14 protein-coding genes are annotated in these 17,520 nt (G+C 51.0%); 6 read left to right on the forward strand and 8 right to left on the reverse strand.

Annotated elements, in window-relative coordinates; genetic code table 11:
* Positions 1–249: 249 nt before the first annotated feature.
* The 6 genes from JKP77_RS02080 to JKP77_RS02105 all read right to left on the reverse strand — a co-directional run bounded on the left by JKP77_RS02080 (position 250) and on the right by JKP77_RS02105 (position 7,229).
* The gene (locus JKP77_RS02080; protein WP_218309549.1) at positions 250–1,155 is read right to left on the reverse strand and encodes a hydroxymethylglutaryl-CoA lyase; all 906 of its coding nucleotides are present in this window, start codon (positions 1,153–1,155) and stop codon (positions 250–252) included.
* Complete coding sequence (locus JKP77_RS02085) at positions 1,148–3,154, reverse strand: acetyl/propionyl/methylcrotonyl-CoA carboxylase subunit alpha (protein ID WP_218309550.1); 2,007 nt, start codon at positions 3,152–3,154, stop codon at positions 1,148–1,150. Before JKP77_RS02085 ends, JKP77_RS02080 begins: the two co-directional genes overlap by 8 nt.
* A gap of 4 nt (positions 3,155–3,158) precedes the next feature.
* On the reverse strand, positions 3,159–3,953 hold the full coding sequence (locus tag JKP77_RS02090; protein ID WP_218309551.1) for an enoyl-CoA hydratase/isomerase family protein: 795 nt from the start codon (positions 3,951–3,953) through the stop codon (positions 3,159–3,161).
* A gap of 16 nt (positions 3,954–3,969) precedes the next feature.
* On the reverse strand, positions 3,970–5,577 hold the full coding sequence (locus tag JKP77_RS02095; RefSeq protein WP_218309552.1) for a carboxyl transferase domain-containing protein: 1,608 nt from the start codon (positions 5,575–5,577) through the stop codon (positions 3,970–3,972).
* 78 nt (positions 5,578–5,655) lie between these two features.
* Entirely contained in the window at positions 5,656–6,825 is a 1,170-nt protein-coding gene (locus JKP77_RS02100; protein WP_218309553.1) for an isovaleryl-CoA dehydrogenase, read from the reverse strand.
* On the reverse strand, positions 6,822–7,229 hold the full coding sequence (locus tag JKP77_RS02105; protein ID WP_218309554.1) for a MerR family transcriptional regulator: 408 nt from the start codon (positions 7,227–7,229) through the stop codon (positions 6,822–6,824). The genes JKP77_RS02100 and JKP77_RS02105 overlap by 4 nt, the downstream gene beginning before the upstream one ends.
* A gap of 270 nt (positions 7,230–7,499) precedes the next feature.
* Between JKP77_RS02105 and JKP77_RS02110 the strand changes: the two genes are divergently transcribed.
* The 4 genes from JKP77_RS02110 (at position 7,500) to JKP77_RS02125 (ending at position 12,380) form a co-directional block, all read left to right on the forward strand.
* A complete protein-coding gene (locus JKP77_RS02110; RefSeq protein ID WP_218309555.1) occupies positions 7,500–8,675 on the forward strand; it encodes a thiolase family protein in 1,176 nt (391 codons plus the stop codon).
* A gap of 84 nt (positions 8,676–8,759) precedes the next feature.
* Positions 8,760–9,590, forward strand: a complete 831-nt coding sequence (locus JKP77_RS02115) for an alpha/beta hydrolase family protein (RefSeq protein WP_218309556.1) — start codon at positions 8,760–8,762, stop codon at positions 9,588–9,590.
* A gap of 2 nt (positions 9,591–9,592) precedes the next feature.
* Positions 9,593–10,825 (forward strand): kynureninase, encoded by a 1,233-nt coding sequence (gene kynU, locus JKP77_RS02120; protein WP_218309557.1) that lies wholly within the window; start codon positions 9,593–9,595, stop codon positions 10,823–10,825.
* Between the two features lie 130 nt (positions 10,826–10,955).
* Positions 10,956–12,380, forward strand: a complete 1,425-nt coding sequence (locus JKP77_RS02125) for a GGDEF domain-containing protein (protein ID WP_218309558.1) — start codon at positions 10,956–10,958, stop codon at positions 12,378–12,380.
* 174 nt (positions 12,381–12,554) lie between these two features.
* On the opposite strand, the gene JKP77_RS02130 is transcribed toward JKP77_RS02125, so the two are convergent.
* The gene (locus JKP77_RS02130) at positions 12,555–14,213 is read right to left on the reverse strand and encodes a DUF342 domain-containing protein (RefSeq protein WP_218309559.1); all 1,659 of its coding nucleotides are present in this window, start codon (positions 14,211–14,213) and stop codon (positions 12,555–12,557) included.
* Positions 14,214–14,302: 89 nt separating this feature from the next.
* On the reverse strand, positions 14,303–15,733 hold the full coding sequence (sbcB, locus tag JKP77_RS02135; RefSeq protein ID WP_218309560.1) for an exodeoxyribonuclease I: 1,431 nt from the start codon (positions 15,731–15,733) through the stop codon (positions 14,303–14,305).
* Positions 15,734–15,950: 217 nt separating this feature from the next.
* Here sbcB and JKP77_RS02140 point away from each other — a divergent pair, with 217 nt between their 5' ends.
* Entirely contained in the window at positions 15,951–16,937 is a 987-nt protein-coding gene (locus JKP77_RS02140; RefSeq protein ID WP_246601051.1) for an isoaspartyl peptidase/L-asparaginase family protein, read from the forward strand.
* 144 nt (positions 16,938–17,081) lie between these two features.
* Positions 17,082–17,501 carry a CBS domain-containing protein gene (locus JKP77_RS02145; protein ID WP_218309562.1) on the forward strand — a complete coding sequence of 140 codons (420 nt, stop codon included), beginning with the start codon at positions 17,082–17,084 and terminating at the stop codon, positions 17,499–17,501.
* Positions 17,502–17,520 lie beyond the last annotated feature (19 nt).

Here is a 17,520-nt window from a genome sequence, read left to right on the forward strand (position 1 = left end):
GGTGCGAATACAGCGGTTATCATGCGGTAAGCTCAGTGTCGCGCTTTCTCGGTGTCAGAATTTTTCTCCGGGAAGTGTCGGCGTTGTTCAGGATGAGACAACGAAAACAAAAAAGCTCAGCAATTGTTGCTGAGCTTGTTTATTGTCAGGCGGGTAGCTGACCTGTGCCTGATATCGGGCACGCAGTCACTAAGGCTCTACACTGAAACGCACAGAGTGCGACCGTTGCCGGCCACACGCGGTTATAGGTTATTTAACACCCATAGCAGTCGCCACCTTAGATACCGGGGGACGCTGGATCACACCACTGATATGGCGGGTGGCTTCAAGCAGGATATCCATAGAAACGCCGGTGTTGATGCCCATACCGTTCAGCATATACAGCACATCCTCAGTAGCAACGTTTCCGCTCGCTCCCTGGGCATATGGACAACCGCCGAGTCCGGCAACCGCACTGTCTATGGTGCTGATACCATACTCAAGCGCTACCAACAGGTTCGCCAGTGCCTGGCCGTAGGTATCGTGGAAATGTGCAGCCAGGGCTGACGCCGGGGCAACATTGAGCACAGCGTCAAGCATCGCCGCCGTTTTTACCGGCGTTCCGGTGCCGATAGTATCGCCCAACGATACCTCATAGCAGCCCATATCCAGCAAAGTACGCGTGACTTCTGCGACAGCCTGCGGGGCAATTTCACCCTCGTATGGACAGCCAAGCACACAGGATACATAGCCACGGACTTTCAGGTTCTGCGCTTTGGCTGCCTCCATTATTGGTGTAAAGCGAGCGAGGCTTTCATCAATCGAGCAGTTTATGTTCTTTTGTGAGAACGATTCTGATGCCGCCCCAAACACTGCCACTTCGTCAGCACCGGCTGCTACAGCGTTTTCAAACCCTTTCATGTTTGGCGTCAACGCTGAGTACACCGCCCCTGACTTGCGGGTGATACCGGCAAAAACATCAGCTGAGTCAGCCATCTGCGGCACCCATTTCGGTGATACAAAACTGCCGGTTTCGATGCGGGTCAGTCCGGCTTCTGCCAACAGGTTTACTAACGCAATTTTATGCGCCGTGCTCACTTGCGTTTTTTCGTTTTGTAAGCCATCGCGAGGGCCTACCTCAACAAGGCTGACTTTGTCTGGATACGAATTACTCATCTTCATCAAACGCCAGCAGGGTAGCGCCTCCATCTACCAGTTCGCCCGGTTTGAAGTAAAATTCAGTCACTTTACCGGCTTTATGGGCTTTGATGCCGTGTTCCATCTTCATAGCCTCCATTACTAGCAAGGTAGTGCCTTTTTCCACACTCACACCCGGTTCTACGAGCAAGTCGACAATGGTCCCATTCATAGGTGCAGTAAATTCGCCAACACCCGCATCGGCTGCTTCGTCGCCGTAATCGGGTAACTGATGAATAAAGTGATAAGCGGCGTCGGCAGCAAACAGCACAAACTGAGTGCCTTCCCGGGACCATGCGAAACGTTGCCGGTGTCCGTCGATATAGGCATGTAGCGTGTTACCCTGCAACTCGCCGGCCACAGTCCAGGTGTGATCGCCACTGCTGACTTTCCACTGTGGCGCGCCGCTTTGACCTGCAGCCTGCGTCTCGATAACAACACTGAAATCTTTATCGCCGTACGTCAAATTAAGAGATTGAGTGTGTGCCTCGTTGGCACGCCAGGCCGTTGGCTGTGCCCAGGGAGAAGTGGTATCGCCGGAAGATACGGTCACGTCTTGTTGTTTAGACAATAACACCAGCAACGACATTACCGGTAAGCGGTCTATGTTCAAATCGCCTTTGGCGCAGAAAAGCGCATCCTGATGTTTTTCGATAAAGGTTGTGGTGAGATCTGCGTCGCGGAATGCCTTGTTGGCAGCGACGTTATACAGGAACTCAATGTTCGTGGTCACACCATTTATATGGTATTCACGCAGAGCCTTTAGCATTCTTTCCAGCGCAATATCACGGTTCTCACTCCACACAACCAGCTTTGCGATCATCGGGTCGTAGTAGACAGACACTTCATCACCTTCAACCACTCCGGTATCGACACGGACATGGCTGTCTTCCTGTGGCGGTTGCAACAGCGTCAGTGTGCCCGTAGCGGGGAGAAAGTCATTATCAGGATCTTCTGCATAAATGCGTGCTTCAAAGGCATGGCCATTGATGGTTAAATCCTGCTGCGCTTTGGGAAGGGCATTACCTTCAGCAATACGAATTTGCCACTCCACCAAATCTTCGCCAGTGATCATTTCTGTCACCGGGTGCTCAACCTGCAGACGGGTATTCATTTCCATAAAGTAAAACGAACCATCAGCATCAAGCAGGAACTCAACCGTACCCGCGCCGACATAATCAATCGCCTGGGCTGCTTTTATCGCAGCTTCACCCATGGTGGCACGAAGTGAGTCGGTCATGCCCGGAGCAGGGGCCTCTTCAATGACTTTCTGATGGCGGCGCTGCACTGAACAGTCACGTTCAAACAGATAGACGCCGTTGCCTTCAGTATCACAGAACACCTGAATTTCGACGTGACGAGGCTGGGTCAGGTACTTCTCAACCAGCATGATGTCATCGCCAAAGCTGGCCATGGCTTCACGTTTCGCAGCATCCAGCGCATCGTTAAATTCACTGTCGCTCCATACCTGGCGCATGCCCTTACCGCCACCACCGGCAGCGGCCTTCAGCAATACCGGGTAGCCCATATCATCAGCGGCCTGCTTTAATGTTTCGCGAGCCTGATCTTTACCATGGTAGCCGGGCACCAGCGGAACGCCTGCATCTTCCATGATATTTTTTGCGGCAGACTTCGAGCCCATCGCTTCAATAGCAGAGGCCGGTGGGCCGATAAAAATGATGTCGTTATCTGAGCAGGCATTGGCAAATGCCGCATTTTCAGAAAGAAAGCCGTATCCGGGATGGATAGCATCGACGCCAAGCTTTTTGGCCGCATCAATAATGCGCGAGGCTACCAGGTAGCTGTCTTTTGATGGGGCAGCGCCGACATGAATAGATTCATCAGCCATCTTCACGTGCAGCGCATTCGCATCTGCATCAGAGTATACGGCTACGGTGGCAATGCCGAGGCGACGTGCTGTTTTGATAACACGGCAGGCAATCTCACCCCGATTCGCGATTAAAATTTTACGTATCATCGTATTACTCCTGCCACTTTGCCGGACGTTTTTCTAAAAACGCGTGTAAGCCTTCCTGGCCTTCCTCAGAGACCCGGATGTTGGCAATCATCTTGCTGGTTTCCTGCATCAGCGAGTCATCAACCGGCCGGTAGGCAACATCACGAATTAAGGCTTTTGCCTGACCAACGGCAACCGGGCCGTTGGTCAGAAGCTGACTAATCAGATCATTTACCGTCGAGTCCAGCTCTTCTTCGGTCACAGTCTCGCTAAGCAGACCCAGGCGGCGTGCACGGCGCGCCGAAAACACCTCTGCAGTCTGGAAATAGCGGCGGCAGACACGCGGCCCCATAGCCTCAATAACGTACGGGCTGATTGTGGCAGGAATAAGCCCGATTTTGACCTCACTTAAACAGAATTTACTGAGTTTGCTGCCGACGGCCATATCACAGCAGGCAATTAACCCTACTGCACCGCCAAATGCGGCGCCCTGTACCCTTGCGATCGTGGGTTTGGGTAGTGTGTTCAGGGTATGTAACATCGTCGCGAGTCCCATGGCATCAGCGTGATTTTCTTCATAAGAATACTCTGCCATGCGCTGCATCCAGCGTAGATCGCCCCCTGCACTGAAGCTCTTTCCTTCAGCTTGCAGTACCAGTACACGCACATTATTGTCGTCACCGGCTTTCCTGAAGTAGCGGGTAAGGCCTGCGATCATTTCATCATCGAAGGCGTTATGTTTTTCGGGACGGGTCAGCGTGACGTAGGCAACGCCTCGCTCGTCAACCTGATAATGAATCGCTTGATTGTCGGTAGTCATAATCTCTGTCCTGTCCTTACATGCGGAAGATACCGAAACGGGTATCTTCAATCGGTTTGTTCAGTGCGGCTGAAAGTGAAAGGCCAAGCACCATTCGTGTGTCAGCGGGATCAATCACACCGTCGTCCCACAGGCGGGCAGATGCGTAATAAGGGTGTCCCTGGCTCTCGTAAGTATCTACGATAGGTTGCTTAAAGTTCGCTTCTTCCTCTTCACTCCAGCTTTCGCCTGCACGATCTTTCTGGTCGCGTTTCACCTGGGCCAGAACGCCAGCAGCCTGCTCCCCGCCCATGACAGAAATACGCGCGTTTGGCCACATAAACAGGAATCGGGGATCGTACGCGCGTCCACACATGCCATAGTTACCGGCACCAAAGCTACCGCCAATAAGCACGGTCAGCTTGGGAACCTGAGCGCAGGCAACTGCCGTAACCATCTTGGCGCCGTGTTTGGCGATACCGCCAGCTTCATACTGTTTACCCACCATAAATCCGGTAATATTTTGCAGAAACACCAAGGGAATTTTGCGCATTGCACAAAGCTCGACGAAATGCGCACCTTTCAGGGCACTTTCGCCAAACAAAATGCCGTTATTGGCGACAATGCCTACCGGATAGCCGAAGATGCGGGCAAAGCCGCATACCAGCGTGGTCCCGTAAAGCGGTTTAAATTCGTCAAACTCTGAACCGTCTACTACACGTGCGATAATTTCGCGAACGTCAAACGTTTTGCGGGTGTCTTTAGGCACGATGCCGTATATCTCTCTGGCATCGTATAGCGGCTCTGTCACCGGTCGTACATCTAATTCGACCTGCTTGGTTCGGTTCAGACGTGACACCGCGTCACGGGCCAGTTTCAGCGCATGATGATCGTTATTCGCTAACTGGTCGGCCACGCCAGATGTGCGCGTATGCACATCCCCGCCGCCAAGCTCTTCTGCCGAAACCACCTCACCCGTAGCGGCTTTCACCAGCGGTGGGCCGCCTAAGAAAATGGTACCTTGCTCTTTAACAATGATGCTTTCGTCAGCCATGGCTGGCACGTATGCGCCACCGGCGGTACAGGAGCCCATAACGACAGCAATTTGTGGGATGTTTTTGGCAGACATATTGGCCTGATTAAAGAAAATGCGGCCAAAATGGTCTTTGTCCGGAAACACTTCATCCTGCCGGGGCAGGTTCGCGCCGCCTGAGTCGACCAGATAAATACAGGGTAGATTGTTTTCATCTGCAATGGTTTGCGCACGCAGATGTTTTTTTACTGTCAGCGGATAATAGGTGCCACCTTTGACCGTGGCGTCATTCGCCACAATCATGCATTCGACACCGCATACGCGACCAATACCGGCAATCACGCCGGCGGCAGGTACGTAGTCATCATAGACTTCCCAGCCCGCAAGCTGACCAATTTCCAAAAAGGGAGAGCCATCATCCAATAATGCGTTTACCCTGTCTCTGGGGAGCAGTTTACCGCGGGATTCGTGACGGGCTGCGGCCTTTTCGCCACCCCCTAATTTTATCTTCGCAATTTTATCGAACAGGTCATCGACCTGTGCCTGCATATGCGCGGCGTTTTCAGCAAACGCCTCGGATTTACTGTTTATTTGCGTACGTAAGACGGGCATACACCCTCCTGTGTATCCTGAAAAAATGCCACGCCGGTTAACAACCCGCGCGGCACCCTGAGTATTAACATGTCACCGTTATTCAGATTCTTTGAAAAGCTCGCGTCCGATCAGCATGCGGCGAATTTCAGACGTACCTGCGCCAATTTCATACAGTTTGGCATCTCGTAAGAGGCGACCGGTCGGGTATTCGTTGATATAGCCATTACCGCCTAATAGCTGAATGGCATCCAGCGCCATCTTAGTGGCCAGTTCGGCAGAATATAGAATAGCGCCAGCGGCATCTTTACGCGTGGTTTCCCCGCGGTCGCAGGACTTCGCTACGGCATAGACGTAGGCGCGAGCGGCGTTCATCTGCGTGTACATGTCGGCCACTTTACCCTGAACCAGCTGGAACTGACCAATAGACTGACCAAACTGCTCGCGATCATGAATGTAAGGCACTACCACATCCATGCAGGCTTGCATAATTCCCAGTGGACCACCTGACAACACCAGGCGCTCATAATCGAGGCCACTCATCAGTACTCTGACACCGGCTCCGACACCGCCAAGTATGTTTTCTTCAGGCACTTCACAGTCTTCGAAAACCAGTTCACAGGTATTGGATGAACGCATGCCTAACTTGTCGAGCTTCTGTGCGCGGCTGAAACCCGGATAATCACGTTCTACGATAAATGCCGTAATCCCTTTAGGGCCGGCTGCAACGTCGGTTTTTGCATAAATAACGAACGTATGCGCATCAGGACCGTTAGTGATCCACATCTTGTTGCCATTAAGAATGTACTTGTCACCACGCTTTTCGGCTTTCAATTTCATACTGACAACGTCAGAGCCTGCATTTGGCTCACTCATCGCCAGTGCACCGATATGCTCACCGGATACCAGTTTTGGCAGGTATTTTTCCCGCTGGGCTTCAGTACCGTTGCGGTAAATTTGATTTACGCACAAGTTCGAGTGCGCACCATAGCTAAGACCGATACCGGCAGAGGCGCGACTGACTTCTTCCATAGCCACAGTATGTGCCAGATAGCCCATATCTGAGCCGCCATACTGTTCTGATACGGTGACACCAAGCAGCCCCATTTCGCCAAGTTTTGGCCATAGCTCATTGGGGAAATTGTTAGCTTCGTCAGCCTTTTCAGCCAGCGGTGCAATTTCATTTTGCGCGAATTGATACACGTGATCGCGCAGCATATCGATATCTTCGCCAAGGCCGAAGTTCAGTGTAGGGTAGGGAGTATTCATGCAAGTTTTCCTTTTTTGATCTCTGCCAGTTCTTCGCGGCAACGGGCTTCCACTTCATCTAACTCGTTCATTAGCATCTGGATGTCTTCGAGTTGTTGATGCAGTACGGCCCGTTTTTGTTCGGTAAGTTCCAGCATCGTTTCAAGCTGGGCGGCGGAATTGTTGTGGGTGTCATACAGTTCAAACAGGGTTTTCACTTCTGCCAGCGAGAAGCCCAACCTCTTACCACGTAAAATAAGCTTTAACCTTACCCGGTCTTTGTTACAGTAAATTCGGTTCTGGCCAGTTCGTTTGGGACTCATCAGTCCCTGCTCCTCGTAAAAACGAATGGAGCGCGGCGTGATATCAAACTCACGGGCCAGTTCGCCGATGGTATAGGTTGATTCATTGTTATGGTCGGTCATTTCACATACCTTGTGATGTACACCCAGTCGTTACCCGGTTTACGTGCGCTTGCTGGCTAAAAACCAGAGAAGCGTTGACACGCAATGTCTTCAGGTTTACGTTAACGTTAATTACAATTTACGTAAAGGTAAAGTAACATTTTGCTAACGTCAATCCATGACAGCGGAATGATGCACTTACCACCAAAGTATTGTGTTTAATTTTGTATACGCGCAGTACGCTAAGAACAGCGGTATCCCGAGAATACAGTGAACAGAGGCTTACACATTATGAGTAACGAATCGGTAGTAATAGTAGCGGCAAAGCGCACCCCCATGGGCGGATTCAACGGCAGTTTGTCGGCGGTTCCCGCGACAGAGTTAGGGGCGGTTGCCATCAAGGCAGCGTGTGAAGAATTTGACGTGTCAAACGTTGATGAAGTGATTATGGGCTGCGTATTGCCAGCCGGACTGGGCCAGTCTCCTGCTCGTCAGGCATCACTCAAAGCCGAATTGCCATTGAGTGCCGGCGTCACCACCATCAATAAGGTATGTGGCTCAGGTTTAAAGGCGGTCATGCTGGCACATGATCTTATCAAGGCAGGCAGTGCAGAGGTTGTCGTTGCCGGTGGTATGGAAAGCATGAGCAACGCGCCATATATGTTACCGAAAGCGCGAACGGGTTATCGTATGGGTCATGGTCAGGTGCTCGATCATATGATGCTGGATGGTCTTGAAAACGCTTATGACGGCAAAGCCATGGGATGTTTCGCACAGGATACTGCAGATGATGAAGGTATCACGCGAGGTCAGATGGATGAGTTTGCATTAAGCTCATTGTCTAAAGCTAACGAGGCTATCAATAGTGGTGCCTTTGGCAATGAAATTGTGTCTGTTACCATTTCAGGCCGTAAAGGTGACGTGGTTGTCGATACAGACGAGGGGCCGGGGTCTGCCCGCCCGGATAAAATCCCCAGCCTGCGTCCGGCGTTTAAGAAAGACGGTACCGTCACAGCGGCAAACTCCAGTTCGATTTCTGATGGCGCAGCAGCGTTACTGGTAATGAGTGAGTCCAAAGCGGCATCTCTAGGTATGACGCCGCTGGCGAAGGTTGTGGCGCATGCTACCAATTCTATCAAGCCGGAAGATTTCACAGTCGCTCCGGTCGGCGCAGTCGAAAAAGTCCTGGAGAAAGCAGGCTGGTCGAAGGATGAAGTCGATCTTTTCGAGATCAACGAAGCCTTTGCGATGGTCACCATGTTGGCTATTCGTAAGCTGGGTCTTGATGAAAGTAAAGTAAACATCCATGGCGGCGCCTGTGCACTTGGTCATCCAATTGGAGCCTCTGGTGCACGTATTCTGGTTACATTGCTTCATGCCCTTAAAAACGAAGGTAAGAAAAAAGGAATTGCTACCCTGTGCATCGGTGGCGGTGAAGGGGTCGCACTGGCAGTGGAAATGTTGTAAGCAGAATTCTACTGGGCATAGCGTCCTTTTTTACGCACAATGGCACCCTAAACGGGTGCCATATTTTTTTGGAGTGAAGTATCAATGCGGGTAAGTAACGGGAGCCTATTCCTGGTAATACTGAGTATTTTACTCACGGTTGTATCCTTACCGGTACGCAGTGAAGACGCTATACAGCTCAATGTGCCGTACCGCGCCTTGCTCGAGCTTCCCGTCAGCGGCGCGGATGCGTCCATACACTACGGTGACGACCCGTTACAGGTGATTTATCAGTATGGTGAGATAAGTGAAATGCACACTGCGGTAGTGTTTGTACACGGTGGCTGCTGGTTAAATGCCTATGATATCAGTCACAGCGAAGGGTGGATGACTCACCTTGCGAAAGCAGGAATGACCGTGTTTGGCGTGGAGTACCGGCGAACCGGAGACGAAGGCGGTGGCTGGCCTGGCTCACGTGATGATATTATCGCGGCGCTGAATAAACTCCATGCGCACTTCACTGCAACTACTTTTCCGAAATACCTGGTGGTGGCCGGACACTCTGCAGGGGGGCATCTGGCATTGTTAGCCAGTGAATCAGCAAAACTCGAAGCAGATAACATTATCGGCCTTGCCGCCATCACTGACATCGCTGGCTATGCTCAGGGGACAAACAGTTGTCAGCAGGCAACGCCTGCGTTTATGGGGGGACACCCTTCAGAAATACCTGAAGCGTACCGGGAGGCACAGCCTGTTATAAACCGGATGGCAGGGAAGGTGGTGTTAATGCAGGGAACCGCAGATGCCATCGTGCCTGTCTCCCACGCCTCTCTGGAGCAAAGCGAGCAGGTAGTGATCGAGGGCGCAGGTCATTTTGACTGGTTATATCCCGGTTCGATAGCGTTTAATGAATTTTTAAAACAGGTTAAGCCGTAGTTATGCAAATAAAGCAACATGCTCTTACGCTTGATAAGCAGGATCCGTTAGGTGACAAAAAAGCGTTATTCGTACTGCCGGAGAATGTCATTTATCTTGATGGTAATTCACTGGGTGCGATGCCCCTGGCCGCGCAGCAGCGGGCAGAATCGGTGGTGCGGGAGCAATGGGGAAACGGGCTGATAACTTCATGGAATCAACATAACTGGATTGGACTTCCGCAGCGGGTAGGCGACAGGATCGGGGCGTTGGTGGGCGCAGCACAGGGACAGGTGGTTTGCTGTGATTCCATTTCCGTCAACCTCTTTAAAGTGTTGAGTGCGGCGTTAAAAATGCGCCCGGAACGACAAGTTATTGCTACGACAAAGGATAATTTTCCTACCGATATCTACATGGCGGAAGGCCTGATTTCCTTACTTGGTGACAGCCATGAGCTGACATTTATTGACGAGCAGAATATTGCTGATGCCTTGCATGAAGACATTGCAGTACTGATGCTTACGCAGGTGAATTTTCGTACCGGTTATCGTCAGAATATGGAGGCGATAACCCGGGCTGCGCATGATAAAGGGATCCTCGTTGTCTGGGACCTGGCTCACAGTGCAGGCGCTTTTGAAGTCGCGCTTGATGCCTGTCAGGCTGATTTTGCAGTAGGTTGTACCTATAAATACCTGAATGGTGGCCCGGGTGCGCCGGCATTTATCTATGTTGCAAGCCGCCACCAGCAGGATTATGTCCAGCCGCTCAGTGGCTGGATGGGGCACGCCAGCCCGTTTGCGTTTGACCCTCACTACCAGCCTGCTGACGGTGTAAGCCAGAATTTATCGGGCACACCGGGGGTGGTCGGAATGAGTATTCTGGACGCCTCGCTGGATGTATTTGAAGGCACCGACCTGGCTGAAATAAGAAACAAGTCCGTGGCATTGATGGACTGGTTCAGTCAGTGTCTTAAAACGTACGAGCTCGACACCGAGCTGGAGTGCTGCTCACCGCCTGTTGATGTGCGTGGCAGTCAACTGGCATTTCGTCATCCTGAGGCTTATGCTATTTGTCAGGCCTGGATAGCTGAGGGCGTTATTGCCGATTTTCGTGCACCGGATATCCTGCGTATTGGCTTTGCGCCGCTGTATTTGTCCTTCGGCGATATTGCCGAGGCGGTCAGTCGTCTGCATGACGTTATGCAAAACAAAACCTATTTGCAGCCAACGTTTCAGCAAAAACAGACCGTCACCTGAGCGCAAAACCTTTCATATAAGCCAGCTGTTTTATCGGCTCGCATTCTCTTAATTACGTTGCACATTCAGTGAAGCGTTTTGTTGCAAATCATTCTCATTGGCGAGATACTGTGAACGATTTTTTCTATTTATGACAAGGCGTTATCTGATTTTGTTAAGCTTTTTCCGTTTCCTTTCTCTGCCTGTCCTGCTGGTTATCAGTGTATTCGCTTGGGCACAGCAAGAAACCATCAATTACTGTATTGATCCGAACTGGGCGCCGTACGAAGCGTTGAGAAACGGCGAGCATATTGGTATTTCTCGCGATTATCTCGACAGAATAGAAAAGCGGACGGATTTTGATTTCCAACTGGTGCCCACTGATTCTCTTGAGCAATCGCTCACGTTTGTTCGCGAAGGGCAGTGCCAGATGCTCACAATGCTTAACACCAGCCCCTCACGCGCCACATATCTGGATTTTTCAATACCTTATTTTGAGGCGCCAAACGTACTGGTGGCGAAAAAAGGCAGCGCAATGGTGCAGGGTTTACAGGCTGTTCAGGATGAATTAGTCGGCGTTATTGAAGGGTATCGTCATGCAGAATACCTGGCGCGGAATTATCCCGAGGTCAGAGTGAAAACTGTAGAGAGCGAGGCTCGCGGACTCGTTCGCCTGTCCCGAGGTGAATTTGATCTGATGATTGGATCTTTGCTGAGTGTCTATTCAGGTATTAACAGTATGAAACTCGATGACCTGGTTATTGTGGGCTATGCCGAGCCCTATGATTCACTGAGCTTTGCAGTGACTAAAAATATGAGCGACAAGCTACTGCCTCTGATGAACGATCAAATTCGCAAGTTTCCTGAGCATCAGAAAGTGGAGATTTATAAACGCTGGAGTAATGTAAAAAGCGTTGATGATACCGATGTGCTGAAGCCGTTTCTGATTGTGTTGGTTGTCGCGCTTATAGGTTTTGGAATCATACTAAGAAAGCGGGTTGTTGGCAGCTATACACAACAACTGAAACAGAAGAGTAAGGAAATAGAGTCGCTACAGGGAGCGTTGCTAGAGAAGAACCGCACACTCGAGTTCTTATCTAATCACGATGCCCTGACCGGACTCTATAATCGCAACCATGTCATGCACCGTGCAGAAGAAGAGGTATCCCGCTTTCAGCGCTTTCATACTCCGCCCAGTCTGATCATCGCCGAAATTGATAATCTGTCGGAATTACATGCTGCTTATGGTGCTAAAAATACAGATGATATATTAAAGACCGTAGCAGGTGTGTGTTTAAGTACAGTGCGGGAGGTTGATGTAGTGGCGCGCTGGAGCGGTGAGCAATTTCTGATTTTATGCCCGCAAACGGACATTGCGTCAGCGGAAATACTTGCACAGCGGTTATTAAAAGCGATGGCAGAAAATGACGAGCTTTGTGCCAGACAACCTAATACGGCGGTGGGAATCGGGGTGCTGCGTGACAATGAGTCATTCACTGACTGGTTCGACAGAACGGCGAAAGCCCTGTACCAGTCAAAGCGGTTGGGGTATGGCGTAGCGTGCACTGCGGAATAAGTCCGGACGATAAATGCAGCAGTGTGCAGCGAGGAGTTAAGGCCTGACATTCTTGCCAGGCGCTACCAATGCATTGCAGGCGCAGTGAAGTTGAAGCCGGTACAGTCAAATAGAGGCCGGTGTGACGGAATATAACGGTAGACTGATTGCCGACAGTGCCTCTTGCTTACAATGTCAGGATGTCATTGGTTCATGATGCCACTGATGTGACTCGTACCTGACCAGCGAACGGTCATACTCTCGCTCTGAGCGCCAGTTTCGGTTGTTCAGCTTCACTGCCACACCGGCATAGAGCCGTTTGTTGGCGATAAGCTTAATGTCATTCTGATAGTTGTCTTTTGCCGATTTCATTTCCAGCGCTTTTTCTTCTATCCAGCTTAGTAGCGCGGCTTCGTTTTTCAGCAATTCAAGCGCTTCGTTGACTTTCCCGCGCATTTCTTTAGGAATAATTTTGGATTTGATGTAATCAATTTTTTCTTTGTGGCGCAGGTTGTTTTCTCTTAGCTGTTTTAACAGTTCATCGAGGTTATCTTTACGCTCAATTATCAGATTGAAGCCAGGTGAAAAGTCTACTTTCAGCGTGCTGCCGGATACCGCTCCCAAGGTACCTGCAACAATCGCTGACTGGCTGACAATATCACAGGCAAACAGGTTACCCTGCGGATTATCAATTTGTCCGACAATAACCGCGCCGCCGCAGCGCAAACGGCTGTAAGCCAGTTGCCTGCCCACAGTAATATTACCAGAGCACTGTATATCCAGGCCCTGACCGTGCTGAACATGCACGTTGCCGGCGGCAATTAACTGACAGCTGTAATCGCTCTGGTTGTCATTGACTTTGCCCATGGCGCCTTCAGTGATAATAATGTCGCCACCGGATTCGATTCTGGCGGACTCTACGAAGCCGTTAACCGTGACATCGCCAGCCGCCTTAATAATCATTTTTTCTGTGACATCGCCGTTCACCAATACCGCGCCGTCATAGTTTACATGGCCTGAACCTACGTTGACGCCGCTACAGATGTAGGTGTCATCGATATTCATAGTCAGATCCTGATACTTTGGCATTCCGGCAATAGTGGATATCAGCAGGTTTTCGTCATGGTCGCTGACTCGCGTACCTGAGCCCATTTTAAAATGTAACCACTCTCCGGCTTTGGCAGGCATCACATTACCACGAACATCAAAACCGCTACGCCCCTTACTGGGCGAGGATCTGCGTAATACTTCTGTGTTTGCCTTTACACAGATCACTTCACCGAGGTTTCGCATGTCTACCCGGCTACCGTCGCTGCTTTGTGGTCGTAACACACGTTCAAGTGCATTGGGAACGAGCGGTACGAAACGCGATGATTTTCCATCCCGTGGCGGAAGGCCAAGGGCGATGACGCCTTCGACTACTGCGCCCGGAGGCGAATTTTTAGCTTCGATGAGCAGGTTCTGTATGCGCTTGATACCTACGCCCCGGCGAATTTTATTTTTCAGGGCAAGGTTTTTTATCGCCGTAGCTGAAGGCATCTTACCACCGTAGGGCGTGGTGAGTACCAGACTGGCTGACATCCCATCTTCGGGTATACGAAATTCCACTTCGGCATTACGGCGTTCACCCACCCGTTCGGTCACTTCGGTGGGGTCCTGGGTTTTATAATAGTGGTTTGCTTTATCGCAGGCTGACTTAACGGTGGACTCGGAAATATAGAGAGACTGAAACTCGCCCTCGGCAATGCGGTCAAAAAGTGCTTTTGAATTTAACTCGTTTTCGAACTCTGCCGGTTTGAGGGTGAGATCTACATAATTTTTTGAGTCATCGAAAGATACTGTTACGCCGTTCATTACATCATCCATTACCGGTCTATATTTGGGGTATCGGCTTACTTACCACTGCCTTAACTTTTATTTTATAAGGCAGTGGCACAGCGAGGTCAAAGGTTTTCAGCGTATTGATAAAGTGCACGCAGAATCGCTTGCTTGTTCGGGTCGTCTGCGTGTTCCTGCGCCAGTGTTTCTAATGAGAACAAAAATGACTCCATCGTCAGTGACGCGGGGGAGTCCGGGTCGGTTAAACGAGACTGTCTGTGATGCTGCCAGCGCTGCATTTCATCGGCAGATAACGTTTGGGGAAAGTTGCGGGCGCGATAGCGAAACAGCAACGTCCGCAGTCTGGGATTGTGGGTTTTGTCTGCCATCACGGCAAGTTGATACGGTTCGGACTCACGCACAGCCTCACACCATCGCCGATCCTCGTCATTGAGAAAGCCACCACTATATAACGCGTGGTCGGCATCATCCTGGCTGTCACCGTGTGGTTCGTCGAACACTGCTATTACCTTGTCCAGTATATCCTGTCGCTGGCTTAGCAGCCTGAAATTCTCCAGACACTGTTCGCGGTCAAGGCCCAGTCTTGCGGCATTCTCTTCCGTCATCGCCTTGGCGGTCGTTATGAACGGCGAGCGGTTTATGTGGATGAGTTTTAAGCCTGGTCTCAGGGAAGGATCGTCGAGTTCGTCCTGCCGGGCGTAAAGTGCCTGACGAATCTCGTCCGGACTTGCCGACTCCAGCAACGATGTCGTGCGAGACAGGTCTATCACAATAACCGCATTAGGATTGTTCGGGTGCATACCAACGGGCATGACCCAGGTACAACATCCCTGGTGTGCGGGCAGCCGCGATGAGATGTGCAACAACACCGAGGGCCGGGAAAAATCAAACTGCTTTAACACGTTTTGTTTGCTTCGCAGTGAAAACGCATAGTCATATAGCTTGGGTTGGTGCGTTTTAATCAGTTTTGCCAGACCGATTGTGGCATGAACATCGGATAGCGCATCATGTGCATCGCCGTGGACAATGTCATTAGCCTGCGTCAGGTGCTCCAGTTTGAAACTTGGCGCGCCATCTTCCCGCAAAGGCCAGTGTATGCCGTCGGGGCGCAGCGCGTAACATGCCCGTGCCAGGTCGATAATATCCCAGCGGCTGTTGCCATTGCGCCACTCGCGGGCATATGGGTCGTAAAAGTTCCGGTAGAACAGATACCGTGAAACCTCATCATCAAAACGGATACTGTTATAGCCTGCAACACAGGTGTTTGGCTCGCTCATCGCTGCAAACACCTGACGTGAAAACTCAGCCTCAATCATGCCGTCGCGAAGCGTCTGTTGCGGTGTAATGCCGGTAACCAGACATGCTCCAGGCTGCGGCAGATAGTCATTTGCGATCTGGCTCATGATGTTTATTGGTTTGCCAATAATATTAAGGTCGCTGTCGGTGCGGATGGCGGCAAACTGGCAGGGCAGATCTTTTTGCGGGCTGGTCCCGAATGTCTCGTAGTCGTGCCAGAGGATGCTGGGTTCGGTCATGATAAGTGCTTTACGTATCTTATTAGGTTTTACGTTAGTCGGCGAAGTGTACACTGCCTGTTAACCAATACCAATGGGACGAGGCTGCCAAATGTAACGGTGAGGGGGCGCGGATTTTTTCGCGCAAGGTGTGTACAGTAGGGTGACGTGTTTCACTAATGAGAAAAATAATATGAAAAACTGGATTAAAGTGGGTGTATTTGCTTGTGCAGCAGCTATGAGCACATTCACGCAGGCAGAAACAGATGCGCCTGTGGCCATTGTGATTCATGGCGGTGCAGGGACAATATTAAAAGAAAACATGACGCCGGAACTGGAAGCAGCGTATCTGGCTAAACTGGAAGAAGCCGTGCGACACGGCCACTCGCTGCTTAAAGCAGGTGAGCCCGGGGAAAAAGCGGTGATTGAAACTATTCAGATCCTGGAAACGTCTCCCTTGTTCAATGCCGGTATTGGTGCGGTTTACACGTTTGATGGAGAGCACGAACTGGATGCGTCAATCATGCATGGTGGAACCCTGAACGCAGGCGCCGTGGCCGGAGTGAAAACCATACGCAGCCCCATTGCTGCAGCCAGCGCCGTGATGAACCACTCTCCTCACGTCATGCTGTCGGGTAGGGGAGCTGAGATCTTCGCTGAGTCACAGGGAATGACGCCGGTAGATAATTCATTGTTTGATACAAAGCGCAGAAAAGACGCACTGGATCGTGCAAAAGCCCGAATGAAAACGGCTGGTATTACCCATGGTGGTCAGCAAGGCAATGAGCGGTTTGGCACAGTAGGCGCGGTAGTGCTGGATGCAGACGGCAACCTGATAGCTGGCACGTCCACCGGTGGGATGACTGCAAAGCGCTTTGGCAGAATTGGCGATTCGCCGGTGATCGGAGCAGGCACCTGGGCGGACAACACCAGTTGCGCCGTTTCTGCCACCGGACACGGTGAGTATTTTATTCGTTATCACGTAGCCGCAGATATCTGTTCCAGAATGAAATATCAGGGGGTATCCCTGGATGAAGCCGCTGATACTGTTATCAATGGTGTGCTGGCTGACGTCGGCGGTGACGGCGGTATTATTGCGGTGGATGGCAAAGGCAACATCGCCGCACCGTTCAATTCTGCAGGCATGTACCGCGCAAAAATAGATGCTAACGGGAATGTGTCTGTCGGTATCTATGGCGAGTGGGATGAACGCCTTACTCCGTGATATAAAATATTCACGCAAAAAATAGCCGGATGAGGTAACTCCGTCTAGTCTTAAATGTAGCGGTAACAAACACCAGTAAGTGTGAGCCGTAATTAACAATAATGCGTTTAATGGCTATCAGCGTGCGCTACGCGGGGAGGCAAGATGAAATCGTTGCAGGTGTGTGACTACATGAACACCCATCCGGTAAAGCTGAAAATAGACATGCCGGTTGCTGAAGCAGTGGAAACGCTGCTTGCTAGCGGTCAAACCGGTGGCCCGGTAGTTAACGAGAAAGGGAAAGTCGTGGGCTTTTTGTCCGAGCAGGACTGCATCAAAAATATGGTGGAGTCGAGTTACTACCGTGAACAGGTGTGTCGGGTGTCAGATATTATGAGAACGCCAGCGCTGACCATCAAGCCGTATTTATCCGTAGTCGAACTGGCCCAGACGCTGATAAAAGAAAAGCCCAGAGTTTATCCCATTGTGGATGATGACGGTGTGCTGTTAGGCACCATCAACCGTACCGCCGTACTCAGAGCCATTGATGTGCAGCTGCGCTCAGGCTATCAGGCGGCCAGTTGACTCGCCGCCTGATCTTGAG

Source organism: Alteromonas antoniana, assembly GCF_019249295.1.
Taxonomy (GTDB): domain Bacteria; phylum Pseudomonadota; class Gammaproteobacteria; order Enterobacterales; family Alteromonadaceae; genus Alteromonas; species Alteromonas antoniana.